The organism is Cognatishimia activa (genome assembly GCF_017798205.1).
In the GTDB taxonomy this organism is placed as follows: Bacteria; Pseudomonadota; Alphaproteobacteria; order Rhodobacterales; family Rhodobacteraceae; genus Cognatishimia; species Cognatishimia activa_A.
The window spans coordinates 2,601,063-2,613,952 of record NZ_CP060010.1 but is presented as its reverse complement, the minus strand read 5'-3'; the positions used below and the strand labels follow the sequence as shown (position 1 = coordinate 2,613,952).

Annotated in this window: 16 protein-coding genes; 3 read left to right on the top strand and 13 right to left on the bottom strand. The window is 58.4% G+C overall.

Annotated features, from left to right (window positions below; all coding sequences use genetic code 11):
* Nucleotides 1-3: 3 nt before the first annotated feature.
* Together HZ995_RS12830 and HZ995_RS12825 are read left to right on the top strand one after the other, a co-directional pair.
* A complete protein-coding gene (locus HZ995_RS12830) occupies nucleotides 4-354 on the top strand; it encodes a DOPA 4,5-dioxygenase family protein (protein ID WP_209356046.1) in 351 nt (116 codons plus the stop codon).
* A 72-nt stretch (nucleotides 355-426) separates the two neighbouring features.
* Entirely contained in the window at nucleotides 427-774 is a 348-nt protein-coding gene (locus HZ995_RS12825) for a TM2 domain-containing protein (protein WP_245168664.1), read from the top strand.
* Between the two features lie 3 nt (nucleotides 775-777).
* Here the strand turns inward: HZ995_RS12825 and HZ995_RS12820 are convergent, their stop codons facing one another.
* From HZ995_RS12820 to yajC, 10 genes are read right to left on the bottom strand one after another with little or no spacing between them, the layout of a single operon-like run.
* Nucleotides 778-1,308: a DsbE family thiol:disulfide interchange protein gene (locus HZ995_RS12820; RefSeq protein ID WP_209356043.1), complete on the bottom strand. Its 531-nt coding sequence runs from the start codon at nucleotides 1,306-1,308 to the stop codon at nucleotides 778-780.
* Entirely contained in the window at nucleotides 1,301-1,456 is a 156-nt protein-coding gene (gene ccmD / locus HZ995_RS12815; protein WP_209356042.1) for a heme exporter protein CcmD, read from the bottom strand. The genes HZ995_RS12820 and ccmD overlap by 8 nt, the downstream gene beginning before the upstream one ends.
* Nucleotides 1,453-2,208 carry a heme ABC transporter permease gene (locus tag HZ995_RS12810; protein WP_209356040.1) on the bottom strand — a complete coding sequence of 252 codons (756 nt, stop codon included), beginning with the start codon at nucleotides 2,206-2,208 and terminating at the stop codon, nucleotides 1,453-1,455. The genes ccmD and HZ995_RS12810 overlap by 4 nt, the downstream gene beginning before the upstream one ends.
* Nucleotides 2,209-2,245: 37 nt before the next feature.
* Nucleotides 2,246-2,902: a heme exporter protein CcmB gene (gene ccmB / locus HZ995_RS12805; protein WP_209356039.1), complete on the bottom strand. Its 657-nt coding sequence runs from the start codon at nucleotides 2,900-2,902 to the stop codon at nucleotides 2,246-2,248.
* Nucleotides 2,899-3,513, bottom strand: a complete 615-nt coding sequence (ccmA, locus tag HZ995_RS12800; RefSeq protein WP_209356038.1) for a heme ABC exporter ATP-binding protein CcmA — start codon at nucleotides 3,511-3,513, stop codon at nucleotides 2,899-2,901. The genes ccmB and ccmA overlap by 4 nt, the downstream gene beginning before the upstream one ends.
* Nucleotides 3,514-3,876: an Mth938-like domain-containing protein gene (locus tag HZ995_RS12795; protein WP_209356036.1), complete on the bottom strand. Its 363-nt coding sequence runs from the start codon at nucleotides 3,874-3,876 to the stop codon at nucleotides 3,514-3,516.
* A gap of 10 nt (nucleotides 3,877-3,886) precedes the next feature.
* On the bottom strand, nucleotides 3,887-4,639 hold the full coding sequence (locus tag HZ995_RS12790; protein WP_209356035.1) for a sulfite exporter TauE/SafE family protein: 753 nt from the start codon (nucleotides 4,637-4,639) through the stop codon (nucleotides 3,887-3,889).
* Complete coding sequence (gene secF, locus HZ995_RS12785) at nucleotides 4,632-5,600, bottom strand: protein translocase subunit SecF (RefSeq protein ID WP_209356034.1); 969 nt, start codon at nucleotides 5,598-5,600, stop codon at nucleotides 4,632-4,634. The genes HZ995_RS12790 and secF overlap by 8 nt, the downstream gene beginning before the upstream one ends.
* A gap of 3 nt (nucleotides 5,601-5,603) precedes the next feature.
* Nucleotides 5,604-7,265 carry a protein translocase subunit SecD gene (gene secD, locus HZ995_RS12780; protein ID WP_209356033.1) on the bottom strand — a complete coding sequence of 554 codons (1,662 nt, stop codon included), beginning with the start codon at nucleotides 7,263-7,265 and terminating at the stop codon, nucleotides 5,604-5,606.
* Nucleotides 7,266-7,286: 21 nt separating this feature from the next.
* On the bottom strand, nucleotides 7,287-7,571 hold the full coding sequence (gene yajC, locus HZ995_RS12775) for a preprotein translocase subunit YajC (protein ID WP_209356032.1): 285 nt from the start codon (nucleotides 7,569-7,571) through the stop codon (nucleotides 7,287-7,289).
* 217 nt (nucleotides 7,572-7,788) lie between these two features.
* Between yajC and serS the strand changes: the two genes are divergently transcribed.
* Entirely contained in the window at nucleotides 7,789-9,081 is a 1,293-nt protein-coding gene (serS, locus tag HZ995_RS12770) for a serine--tRNA ligase (RefSeq protein WP_209356031.1), read from the top strand.
* Between the two features lie 188 nt (nucleotides 9,082-9,269).
* Here the strand turns inward: serS and der are convergent, their stop codons facing one another.
* The 3 genes from der to HZ995_RS12755 are packed head-to-tail and all read right to left on the bottom strand — an operon-like array spanning nucleotide 9,270 to nucleotide 12,793.
* A complete protein-coding gene (gene der / locus HZ995_RS12765; protein ID WP_209356030.1) occupies nucleotides 9,270-10,733 on the bottom strand; it encodes a ribosome biogenesis GTPase Der in 1,464 nt (487 codons plus the stop codon).
* 46 nt (nucleotides 10,734-10,779) lie between these two features.
* Nucleotides 10,780-12,084 carry a PQQ-like beta-propeller repeat protein gene (locus HZ995_RS12760; protein ID WP_209356029.1) on the bottom strand — a complete coding sequence of 435 codons (1,305 nt, stop codon included), beginning with the start codon at nucleotides 12,082-12,084 and terminating at the stop codon, nucleotides 10,780-10,782.
* Between the two features lie 34 nt (nucleotides 12,085-12,118).
* Complete coding sequence (locus tag HZ995_RS12755) at nucleotides 12,119-12,793, bottom strand: tetratricopeptide repeat protein (RefSeq protein WP_209356028.1); 675 nt, start codon at nucleotides 12,791-12,793, stop codon at nucleotides 12,119-12,121.
* Between the last annotated feature and the right edge of the window lie 97 nt (nucleotides 12,794-12,890).

The following is a 12,890-nucleotide window of genomic DNA, read 5'->3' as shown; positions in this document are numbered from 1 at the left end:
CTCATGAAACACACAGACATCATCACCGACTACCACGTCCATGTTTACTTTGACGATGCCACCGTCGATCAGGCGCGCGCCTTTTGCGAAGACGCCAGAGACCGCTTTGGCGTCACGATGGGACGTGTCCATGAGCGCCCGGTAGGTCCGCATCCGATGTATTCCTGCCTGTTGGGCGCAACGCCCGAGCAGTTCAACGCGCTGCTGCCCTGGTGCGCGCTTAATCGCAACGGCTTGATCATCTTTGCCCACCCCAGCACAGGTGACGATCTTGCAGACCACCGCGATCACGCGATCTGGCTGGGCGCGGGGCTCGAGTTAAAACTGTCGATTTTTGAGGCGGACGGGCACTGAAGGCATCGACGTTAACGCTTTGATAAGCTTTTGGGATTAGCGGTTTCTTTATTAGTTTAAATGGAGAAATCCGTGTCCCTGACCACAGAGCAACAAATCCTAATTGAGCAGCGCCTTCAAAACGAGAAGAAATCCACAGGGGTGGCCTATTTAATCTGGTTTTTCCTTGGGGGACTTGGCGGCCATCGTTTTTATCTGGGTCGCACCAGCAGCGGCGTTGTCATGCTTGTGCTTTGGCTGGTCGGTGTGGCCACGGCGATCATTGCGGTCGGGTTCTTTCTGTTGATCCCCCTTGGCATTTGGGTCGTCGTTGACGCCTTCCTCATCCCTGGCATGATCGAACGCGTCAACGCCGAGAAACGCAAATTCCTGAAACTGGAACTTGCCGGAGACCTAGCGATCTCACAGGCTTCGGCCTAATCCCTAGCGCGCGTCCAAGAGTGGCTGCACCCTTGCGGCCATTTCGCGTTGCGTCAGCGGGCCTGCGATGCGCATCAGCACCGTGCCGTCTTCGTCGATGATATAGGTCTCGGGCACGCCATAAACGCCCCATTCCAGCGCCATACGCCCGTTGGGATCCGCACCGCCTTTGGCAAAGGGATCACCGAGTTCCTCAATGAAGCCAGCGGCGTTTCCTTCGTTGTCTTTGTAGTTCACACCCATGATTTTGATGCCAGAGTCCTTCAATTGCATCAACGTCGGGTGTTCCGTCCGACAGGGCGCGCACCAGCTTGCCCAGAAATTCACCATAGTCAGCTCGCCGCTGCGCAGGTCACTTGCGTCAAATGTCTCGGCATAGCTGACGGGCGCGACAGCCACCTCGGGCGCTTGGCGACCCACCATCGCACTTGGCAGCTCGTCCGGATTGTCCCGTTGCATGCCGACAAAAAACAGCGTCGCAAGGCCCAAAAAAATAGCCGGTGGCGCGATCATCAAAGGCGAGATCCTAGCCATTCTGACGGTCCTTTTCCAAAGCTTCCAAGGCCGCCTTGGCTTTGCGCGAAGCACGTAAGCTGACGATCACCAAACCTGCCAGCAAGACCAAAGACGCCACATAGGACGACAGCACTTCGCCCGCGTATTTCCCGAGGTCTGGTATCATGACAAACGCTCCCGCGCGATGAGCGCTTTGGCACGGCGCAGGCGGATCTCAGTTCGCGTCCGCAACAGCACCAAGGCGATGAAAAACAACACAAATCCGGCCATGGAAATGAACAGCGGCACGGCAAAGACATTGCTGACTCGTTCCTCAGTGTCTCCGGCAATGGCCCCCGCCCGCAGAACGCTGGCGCCCTGATGCAGACCCTGGTTCCAAAAGTTCACCGCATAGCGGCTGAGAAACGCGAACACTGACCCCACCAGACAGAGCGCTGAGGTGAGATCAGCCGCCGTATCCCCGTCCTCGACAGCTTCCCAAAGGGCGATATAGCCGAGGTAGAACAAGAACAGGATCAGAAAGGACGTCAGACGCGGATCCCAGGCCCACCAAGTCCCCCACATGGGCTGCCCCCAGATCGCGCCAGTCACCAGCCCGATGATCGTCATAACCGCCCCAACAGGCGCTGCGGCCTTGGCGGCCAAAGCACTGACGTGATGGCGACGGATAAGCCAGATCAGCGAGGTCACCAGCATCATGAACCAGGCCGAAATCGCCATCATGGCGGAGGGCACATGCAGATAGATGATCTTAACTGTGGATCCTTGCCGAAAATCATCGGGCGTAAAGAAAAAGCCCCAGACCAGCCCAAGGGCCATGGCCCCTAAAGCCAGCACAGACACCACAGGCAGCACACGGTCCGTCAGACGCATGAACTTTACTGGGTTGGCGTATTCCCACAAAGCGTTCAGCCTCATGATCTTACTCTTCCTTCCTTGCACGGTGATCCCGTGCTTACCTCAAATTCACCCGCAAGACCAAGGCGCTCGCGAAGGGCAAAAGCGCCATTGACCCAAATGTGATCCCCGCCAGCAAAAGCAGCGGAGTTTGCACGGCCAGTCCTTCACTGCCGCGCCGTGCGACCTCTGCACCGAAAATCAGCGTCGGCACATAGAGCGGCAACACCAAGAGAGACAGCAACAGCCCACCGCGTTTGATCCCCACTGTGAGGGCCGCGCCGAAAGCGCCGATGAAACTCAGCGCGGGTGTGCCGATCAAAAGCGACAGAACCACAAAGATATATCCCGCTTCAGGTAAGCCCAAAAGCAGGCCAAAGACAGGGGATGCGACAACAAGCGGCAGTCCGGTCGTGAGCCAATGGGCGAGCGCTTTGCTGACAGCGACCGCCTCAAGCGGCAGCGGAGAGGTCGCCAGCAAATCCAGCGAGCCGTCCTCCCAATCGAGCGCAAACAGACGGTCCAGCGACAGAAGGCAGGCCAATAGCGCGCCGACCCAGAGGATGCCCGCCGCGATACGCGACAAAAGCTCGGTCTGAGGGCCAACGCCGAACGGCACCAGCACCACAACAATCAGAAAGAACGCAAGGCCAAGGCCAAAGCCCCCACCGGCGCGGAAGGCCAGTTTCAGATCCCGCAGCAAAAGCGCGATCATAAAAAGCCCTCGTCAAAGCTGGACAAGGTGCTATCGCCCTTGGCGCAGAATTGCATGACGTCGAGGGTGTCGCCCTCTAGGCCCAGATCCACATGGGTCGCGATCAGGGCACAGCCTCCGGCCGCCAGATGGGCCTTTACGATCTCGGCGAAGCCTTTGACAGTGAAGGCATCCAGCGACACGGTCGGCTCGTCCAGAACCCAGATATCACGGCCCGTGACCAACAAACGCGACAGACCCAGACGGCGTTTTTGTCCCGCCGACAGAGTATTCGCGGGCCGTTGCAACAGCCCGCCCAGATCAAAGGCCTCAACCGCCTTGTCCATCTGATCTGACTGAAACACATCGGCCCAGAACTTTAGGTTCTCTTCCACGGTTAGATTGGCTTTAATCCCGTCCAGATGCGCAGCATAGGCGATGCTGTCAGGGGCGCAGTCCACCTGCCCCGCCAGCGGCTCCTGCAAGCCCGCAATCGTGCGCAGCAAGGTGGTTTTTCCCGAGCCATTGTCGCCTCGCAGAATCACGGCCTGGCCTTTGGCGACCTCAAACGTCACGCCTTCCAGCACAGCGATCCCGCCACGCGCGACCGCAAGATCGGTGACCTTCAGCATTTAACCCTCACCCGCTGGCAAAAGCGCTGCCGCCACACGACGCCCTTCCGAAACCAGCACATTGTAGGTGCGGCAGGCCGACGAGGTCTTCATGACCTCAACCCCAATGCCCGCGGCCTCTAGTGCCTCGCGAAACTCTTTCGGCGCGTGGCGCAAGTCAGCGCCGGTGCCCAGAAGGATGAAATCGATTTCTGTGGCCAGTTCGATCACCTTGGCGGGATCGTCCAAGCCCCCCCAGACCGTCGCGCCTTTGGCATGCACCAAAGCGGGGGCTGCGATCTTGTCGTCTCCGATGCGGAAGAAATCCGGCCCATAGCTCTCGATGGGCTGCGCGTCAGGGTAGTCGATTTCGGTCAGTTGCATGTTTTCATCCTCAGTCCCACAGAGGTAACCCAATCACCACCGAACCCGCAATGATACCATAGGCCGCAAGGCGGTAGATCTGTTCATAGTTGGGTCGGAACAGGCGCTGCCCGATCAGCGAGGTCAAGAAATACGGCACGCTCAGCACCAAGGCGAGCCCGACGATTTCCGCGCGGATCAGGTCTTTGGCAAAGAGGTTAGCCGCCAGCGCGATATCCAGAGTGGCCAGAAACAGGATCGTATTGGCACGCACGACGACCGCGCGAGAGCCATTCGCCAGATAGAACAGGATCACCGCTGGGCCTGTCAGCCCCGTGAGGCCTCCGAAAATACCGCCCGCTGCACCGATGCCGAACAAGCGCGGCGTGGTGATCGGCCCGCGATAGCGCCAGCCCAAAAGCAACGCGACCACCAGTCCTCCGGCGATGAAACAAGCCAGCCAGCGGATCGCATCCGGCGTAAAGAGCGTAATCAGCCAGATCCCGAAGGGCACTGTGATGATCGCGGCAATCCCGAGCTTCGAGACCTCTTTGATATCTCCATCCCGCACAGCTTTTGGCAGCAAAGCCGCCGTGCTTGCAAAGCCCGTGATCGCCAGCAACAGCACGACGTCGGTGACCTCGAGGAACAGAAACCCAATCGGCGCAAAGATCATCCCGGTCCCAAAACCAGTGAAGCCGCGGACGATGCCCGCGACTGTCATGGTCAGAACCAACCACCCTAGCCCATCGGTGGCTAAGGCTTGGCTGATGAGATCAGGCATCAATGTTTGCGTATTGGTTGCCTGCATTTGCGTCAGGCTTGGACCAGTCGCGTTTCACGCCCAATTTCAGCAAGACTGCCGAGGCGACGAAGACGGACGAATATGTCCCGACAATCACGCCCCAGATCATCGCAAAGACGAAGCCCCGGATAACGTCGCCACCCAGAACGAAGAGCGAGATCAGCGCCAACAAGGTGGTAACCGAGGTCATCACGGTCCGGCTGAGCGTCTCGTTGATCGAGAGGTTGAGGACCTCTTTCAGGTCTTTCTTCTTATACTTGCGCAGGTTTTCCCGAACGCGGTCAAAGACAACCACGGTATCATTCAGCGAGTAGCCAACGATGGTCAGCAGCGCCGCGATGATCGCCAGATCAAACCTGATCTGCAGTTCCGAGAAAACACCGATGGTAAGCACAACGTCGTGCACCAGCGCAGCCACCGCGCCCACAGCAAACTGCCATTCAAAGCGCAACCAGATATAGACAAGCACCGCCGCAATCGCGAGAACGACCGCAATGACCGCCGTCTGGATCAACTCGCCAGACACTTTCGGGCCCACGGATTCTACCTGAACAAAGACAATATCCGGCGCGACCTCTTTCAAAGCGGCCTCAACATCGCGCACGACTTCGGCGGACACAGACTCTTGTCCCTCTTGCGCCTGAATGCGGATCATCGACACGTTCTGGTTTTCTTCAAAGGTCGGGTCAAAGACTTCGGTGATCGTGACATCGCCCAGACCCAGCGGCTCAATCGCGCCGCGATAGGCGCCGACGTCAACTGCCACGGTGCTTTCGGTCCTAATGGTCGTACCGCCCCGGAAGTCGATGCCAAAGTTCAGGCCCTGCAGAAAGAAGGACACCAAGGCCAGCACGATCAGGAACCCGGAAAACCCAAGCGTCAGCGTGGATTTGCTAAAGAAATCCCAGTTTGTTTCTTTTGGAACAAGTCTCAGGCGCATCTCTTACACCTCCAGCTTCTTAGGTCGGCGGCGTTCAAACCAGATAATCACCATCAGGCGCGTGACAAAGATCGCGGTAAAGACCGAGGTCAGGATGCCGACGCCCAGCGTAATCGCAAAGCCACGCACAGGGCCCGAGCCCATCGCGAAGAGGATCACAGCAGTGATGAAGGTCGTGATGTTGGCGTCCAGAATGGCGCTCAGCGCTTTTTCATAGCCAAGGTCTATCGATCTTGCCGGCCCTTTGCCGGATTTGATCTCTTCGCGGATCCGTTCAAACACCAGCACATTGGCGTCCACCGCCATACCGATGGTCAGAACGATGCCCGCGATGCCCGGCAGGGTTAGAGTCGCGCCCACCAGAGACAAAAGGCCAAAGATCAGACCCACATTGATAATCAGCGCGATATTGGCGAAAATTCCAAAGGTGCCGTAGCTCAGGAGCATAAAGACCAGCACAGCGGCGAAAGCCACGATACAAGCGATCCGACCTGCCTCGATGCTATCCTGCCCCAGCTCTGGGCCAATCGTGCGCTCTTCAAGGAAATCAAGCCCCGCAGGCAGAGCCCCTGCCCGCAGGAGAACAGCGAGATTGGTGCTTTCTTCAACCGTAAAGTTGCCGGTGATGATCCCCGATCCACCCGGGATATGACTTTGGATCACAGGTGCCGAAATCACCTCTTCGTCCAAAACAATCGCAAAGGGAGAGCCGATATTTTCGGCGGTATAATCGCCAAACTTACGGGCCCCGCTTGGGTTAAACCGGAAGGACACAGCTGGACGGCCGTTCTGATCAAAGCTCGGCTGTGCATCAACCAGCTCTTCGCCGGTCACAACAGGCGCGCTTTCAAGGATATAAAAGGTGCCTGCGTCGTCCAAAGATGGCAGGACCTCATTGCCGGACCCCGCAGGGGCTTGCGCATCAGACGTGCGGCTCACAACCGGCTGGAAGGTCAGCTGCGCCGTGGTGCCGATGATGTCTTTCAGCTCGCTGGCAGAGCCAATACCCGGCACCTGAATAAGGATCCGGTCCGAGCCCTGACGTTGAATGGTCGGTTCACGTGTGCCGACCTCGTCAATCCGGCGGCGAATGATTTCAAGGGATTGCTGCACGGTGCGTTCGTCCGTTGCGACACGCTCGGCCTCTGACAGGGTGACGACAATCGTATCACCATCGGTGCTGACCAACAGATCATTGGATCCGACACCCGTCAAAGAAACAACCGGCTGCGCCAAAGTGCCAACAATCGCAGCAGCCTCTGAAATCGCCTCAGGCTTTGAGATCTTAACCCGCAGCTCATCATCCGCACTTGGCTGCAAACGGATCGTGCCAACTGTGGCGCGTTCAGCCCTCAAAAGGTTACGCACCTCAGGCCACAGAGCCTCCATACGTGCGGCATAAACATCCGCGACCTTCACCTCGGCCAGCAAATGCGCACCGCCGCGCAAATCCAGACCCAGGTTCACCAAAGAGGACGGCAGATAGGACGGCCACATGGCCGCCTGCTCTTCGATACCATTGCCGCTAAAGCCCGCCTCAAGCGAAGCAACAGCGTCGTTATGCGTTTCCACCCGGGTGTAAAACCCATTGGGCATCGCAAGCAAAAGACCCAGCGCACAAGTCGCCCAGATCAGAACGCGTTTCCAGAGCGCGATTTGCAGCATAGGGCTGGATCCTTTGATCGTTTAGGATTTGACAGGTTCGGTCTTGGATTTCACATCCGCGATGGTGTTCTGCACCACGCGCACCTTAACACCATCCGCGATCTCGACTTCCAGCTCGTTCTCGCCGTCTTTGACCTTAGAGACCTTGCCGATCAGACCACCCTGCGTGACCACTTCGTCACCGCGACGCACAGCGGCCACCATGGCCTGATGCTCTTTGACTTTTTTCTGCTGCGGACGGATCAGCAGGAAATACATGATCGCAAAGATCAGAATAAGCGGCATAAACTGGGCGAAAGCTTCCATGTTTTGGATCCTTTGTCTGGCGCGGCTCCCCGCGCGAAATTTGGATGGAACCTATGTGTGATGGGGGGCAGATGCAAGGCGGGATTGGGCATTCTTATCCAATTGCACAAGGCTTCTGCCACAGGCGGCAGGAATGGCGCGTGCTGTGGTTTACCAAGGCCTGCAAAATGCGCCATAAGCGTGCTCACAACCTGAATCACTTCAAAGGATAAGTTCCATGCATGACATCCGCGCGATCCGTGAAAATCCGGCCGCTTTTGATGCCGCCCTCGCCCGCCGTGGGGATGCGCCGATGTCCTCATCCCTTTTGGAGATGGACGCCGCACGACGCGCCAAAATCACCGCGGCAGAAACCGCGCAGGCGGAACAGAACAAAGCCTCCAAATCCGTCGGCGCCGCAAAGGCCAGCGGAGACGAGGCCGAATTCGAACGCCTCCGCGCGCTGGTGGCCGAGAAGAAAGCCGAAGTCGCCGCTATGCAGGCCGAAGCCAAAGAGCTTGACACTCAACTCACCGACGCCCTCGCCCGCATCGCTAATGCGCCTGCCGAAGACGTGCCCGACGGGGGGGATGAGGACGACAACGTCGAAATCAACCGCTGGGGCGAGGCTGTTGAGCTGCCCTTTGCGGCCAAGGAACACTACGAGATCGCAGGCGTCGCCGCCTCGATGGACTTCGACGTCGCCGCCAAGATCTCTGGCGCACGCTTTGTGATGCTAAAGGGCGCAGTTGCCCGCATCCACCGCGCTTTGGCTCAGTTCATGATCGACACCCATGTGGACGAAAATGGCCTGACCGAGATGAACTCTCCGGTTCTGGTGCGCGATGAGGCGATGTATGGGACCGATAAATTGCCGAAATTCGGCGAAGACAGCTATCAGACCACCAACGGCTGGTGGCTGGTGCCGACCTCCGAGGTGCCGCTGACCTATACGGTGGCGGGCGACGTGCTTGAGGAAAGCGCCCTGCCGATCCGCATGACCGCGCATACTTTGTGCTTCCGCTCTGAGGCGGGCTCTGCGGGCCGTGACACCGCCGGCATGCTGCGTCAGCATCAGTTTGAAAAGGTCGAGATGGTTTCGATCGTGCATCCAGACGAGTCGGACGCCGAACAAAAACGCATGCTGCGCTGTGCCGAAGGGATCCTTGAGAAACTTGGCATCCCTTACCGCACGGTTGTGCTTTGCACCGGAGACATGGGCTTTGGCGCACGTCGCACTTACGACATCGAAGCCTGGATTCCGGGTCAGAAAACCTATCGTGAGATCTCATCGGTTTCCACGACGGGCGATTTCCAAGCCCGCCGTATGAACGCGCGGTTCAAGCCCGCGGGCGGGGGCAAGCCTGAGTATGTGCATACGTTGAACGGCTCGGGTCTGGCCGTGGGTCGCTGCCTGATTGCTGTGCTTGAGAATGGGCAGCAGGAAGACGGCTCTGTGACATTGCCCGCAGCACTGGCCCCTTATCTGGGTGGGAAGCTCACGCTGACAGCAGAAGGTATTCTGGCCTAAAGGAAAAACCTGGCATGGAATCAAGGGCCTTAGGCCCGCCATGCCCTGCGCCGGACCGGCCCCATGGGCCGGCGCATTCTCTCCTGTCGCGCAACATTTTTGGCTTTCACGGATGCCGAGACTATTAAGTGGCTGTAATATGCGTTGGTGCGCCGCCCCCCGGTCCACCGCAGGGCATGGCTCCCTGATTACTTCTCGCGCTTTGCCCGAGGCGTGATGTGCTTTTTCAGCGCACCCGCGTTCTTCTTGCGCGTGCCTTTATAGGGGTTCTTATCCCCCTGCCCACGCATATGCAGCCGGATCGGCGTGCCTGGCATATCAAAGTCTTCGCGCAAGCCATTGACAAGATAACGAGAATAGCTGTCGGGCATCTTGTCGGGATGGCTACACATCACCACAAATCCCGGAGGCCGGGATTTGGCCTGTGTCATATACCGCAGTTTGATCCGCTTGCCTTGTGGTGCGGGCGGCGGGTGCTGTTCCAGCATGCCCGTCAGCCAGCGGTTCAGTTGAGCCGTGGTGACACGACGGTTCCACACGTCATAGGCGCGCAGGATGGCGTCATGCAGGCGTTCAAGACCTCGGCCAGTTTTCGCAGACACCGTAATCAGAGGTGCGCCCCGCAGCTGTGGCAACAGACGTCCGAAGGCTTCCTTAAGGTCGCGCAGTTTTTCCTGCTTGGCGTCCTCAACGTCCCATTTGTTGACGGCCACCACCACGGCGCGGCCTTCGCGCTCGGCGAGGTCTGCGATCCTAAGGTCTTGTTGTTCAAAGGGAATTGCCGCATCCAGCAAGACCACCACGACCTCAGCGAATTTCACCGCACGCAGACCGTCAGAGACCGAGAGCTTCTCGACCTTATCCTGCACTTTGGCCTTCTTGCGCATGCCGGCGGTGTCAAATATCCGCATGGGCGTTTCGTTCCACGTCGTGCGCAGGGAGATCGCGTCGCGGGTGATACCGGCTTCAGGGCCGGTCAGCAGGCGATCTTCGCCAATGATCTTGTTGATCAGTGTAGACTTGCCCGCGTTCGGACGGCCAACCACGGCAATTTGCAGAGGTTTTTCGTTTGTGGGCTTGGGAACAGCGCCCTCTTCGGCGTCGTCATCCAGCTCCACATCCGTTTCTGGCGCGGTTTCTTCAGCCAGTTTCTTGAATTTCTCTTCAACGGGCAAAAGCTGAACAAAGAGGTCATTCATCCCTTCGCCGTGCTCGGCTGACAGGCGGATCGGCTCGCCCAGACCCAATGAGTAGGCCTCAATCACACCTGCATCGGCGGCCGCGCCTTCGCCTTTGTTGGCAGCCAAAATCACATGGGCGGATTTCTTGCGCAGGATCTCGGCGAAAATCATGTCGGTCGGCGTGACCCCTGCCCTCGCGTCGATCATGAACAGGCAGACATCGGCCATATCCACAGCGCGTTCCGTCAAGCGACGCATACGGCCCTGCAGACTGTCGTCAGTCGCATCCTCAAGACCCGCCGTATCAATCACAGTAAAGCGCAGATCGCCCAGACGCGCCTCACCTTCGCGCAAATCACGCGTGACGCCCGGCTGGTCGTCAACCAAAGCCAGCTTCTTGCCCACAAGGCGATTGAACAGCGTGGATTTGCCCACATTCGGGCGCCCCACGATGGCGAGTGTGAAACTCATGATACTCTCCAGAGGTCTGAAGACGCGGCCTTACAGCATATTTCCCTTAACGGAAAGCCAACAATTGGCCCTTTTTGCTGACAACATAAAGCGTGCCGTCCACAACAATCGGGCTAGAGGCTGCGCCACCCGGGATTGCGGTGGAATAGACCATCTCACCCGAGGCCGGATCAAAGGCACGGAGCGTGTCATCAGAAGAGGCCACATAGAGACGACCACCCGCCAGAACAGGCCCGTAATGGGCATAACGCGCCACCTGGCGACGCGGGCGTGCCTTGACGAAGTCAGGCAGGCCTTTGACCCAGACATGCGATCCGTCAGAGGCATTCAAGCGCACCAACTGGTTCTGTTCATTGACAAAAAACAGAGAACCACCCACAGGCCAAACCGGACCAATCGCGCCTTCGGCAGTGGTCCATTTGCGCTCGCCGCTTTCCAGATCCAGCGCTGCGATGCGGCCAGAGTGGTTAGCCACATAAACCGTAGAGCCGACGATCACAGGATCACCGGTGATGTCTCCGACTGTCGACAAGGCGCGACCGATACGTTGGCCTTGAATGCCCGCGTCCCAAAAGCGCACACCGCCGCGACGGAAGGCGGTTTGCACTTCGCCAGAGCCAAAGGCAAAGACCGCAAAGCGATCAGACAGCGCAGGGGCTGACGGCACTTGCAGGTTGTTCACAGAGGGAGTCGAGGTCAGTTTCCACTCGATCCGTCCGTTGGATTTATTGACGGCCCAAGCGACGTCGTCACCGGCCACGAAGTAGATCAGGTTGCCATAGACAACAGGTGCGCCATTGCCGGTAGCCCCAAGACGCTGTTCCCACTGCACCGCGCCATCAGAGGCGTTCACCGCCAAAAGACGGCCAAAACCGGTGGTCACATAGAGGACACCGTCGGAAATCGCCAAACCACCACCGGAGGCATCCCGCGCATCGTCGCCTGCCGGCGTCAGACTGCGCGACCAAATGCGCGCACCCGAGGTCGAGGTCGCTACGAGGTTGGATTCTGCATCAACCGTAAAGATACGCCCATCGGCCATGACAGGATCGGTAGAGATACGCGCACGACGCCCCTCACCCGCGCCGATGTCCGCAGACCATGCCAATGTCGGGCTCGCGCCCAAAGCAGGATGGCTCGTGCGATAGCGCGGCGTGCCGTGACGGTGGGTCCAGCTTGTGTTGCGGGTCACACCCGGCAGGCGGATCGCTTTACTTTCAGAAGGCAGTTCCAGAGCAATCTCGTCACCCCGGATGCTTTCACGTTCGCCGGTCAGCAGAACTTCGCGTTGCGCACAGGCCGTCAGAACCAACGTGCTGGCCGCTGCCAAAAGCAGTGTCCCGAATTTCATACGATGTCCCTCCCGCCGAGTGGTTTGCGTGATCTTACTGACCTTCTGTCCCAGCCGGCAAATCTTCTGGTTCGCCCCCAAGAGCCACAATCAACTGACTTGCGCGTTGACGCAAGCCCGCAGATGCGCCCGCATCCAGCGAAATTGTCTGCAAACGTGTGATGGCGGCCTCTGTATTTCCTGCCTCAATTTCCAGCAAAGCGATCTGTTCTGAGGCAAAGAGCGCCATTGGACGACCCGGCGCAGACAGCGCTTCAAAGGCAATCCGGCGATCCTGAGCGGACAATGTGTCGCTTTGCGCCAGCACCGCTTTAAACGCGGCAAGGTCTTTATAGACGGCATCGACATCCGTGGTGGCCGCCGCGTTCAGCGTGGCCGCCGCAGCCTCAGCGTCGCCCGCATCCAGTTGCGCGGCACTCAGCAGAAGTTGACGCACGATTTCCGCGTCAGAGGACTGAAGATCTGCAATTTGCAAAGCCGCGGCCTGTTCAGACGCCTCAGGCGTTCCAAGCGCAAAAAGCAAAGCATCCCCAGTGGCTTGCGCGGCACTTGCGGTTTGAGACTTGTTGTATTCATTCCAGGTCGCCCCGCCTACGATGGCGACAACCGCCACGACCGCAATCCAGCCATAGCGGCGGAATTGCGCGAACAATGCATCGCGGCGCACCTCTTCGGTGACTTCATCAATAAAGCTGTCGGTATCGCTCACAGACCCTACCCCTATTCGATTTTCCCTCTCATAGCCTTTGCCACACCAAAGGCCAAGTGTTGACGGCAAAACTATGCTGCTCTTGCAACGGTTCCAC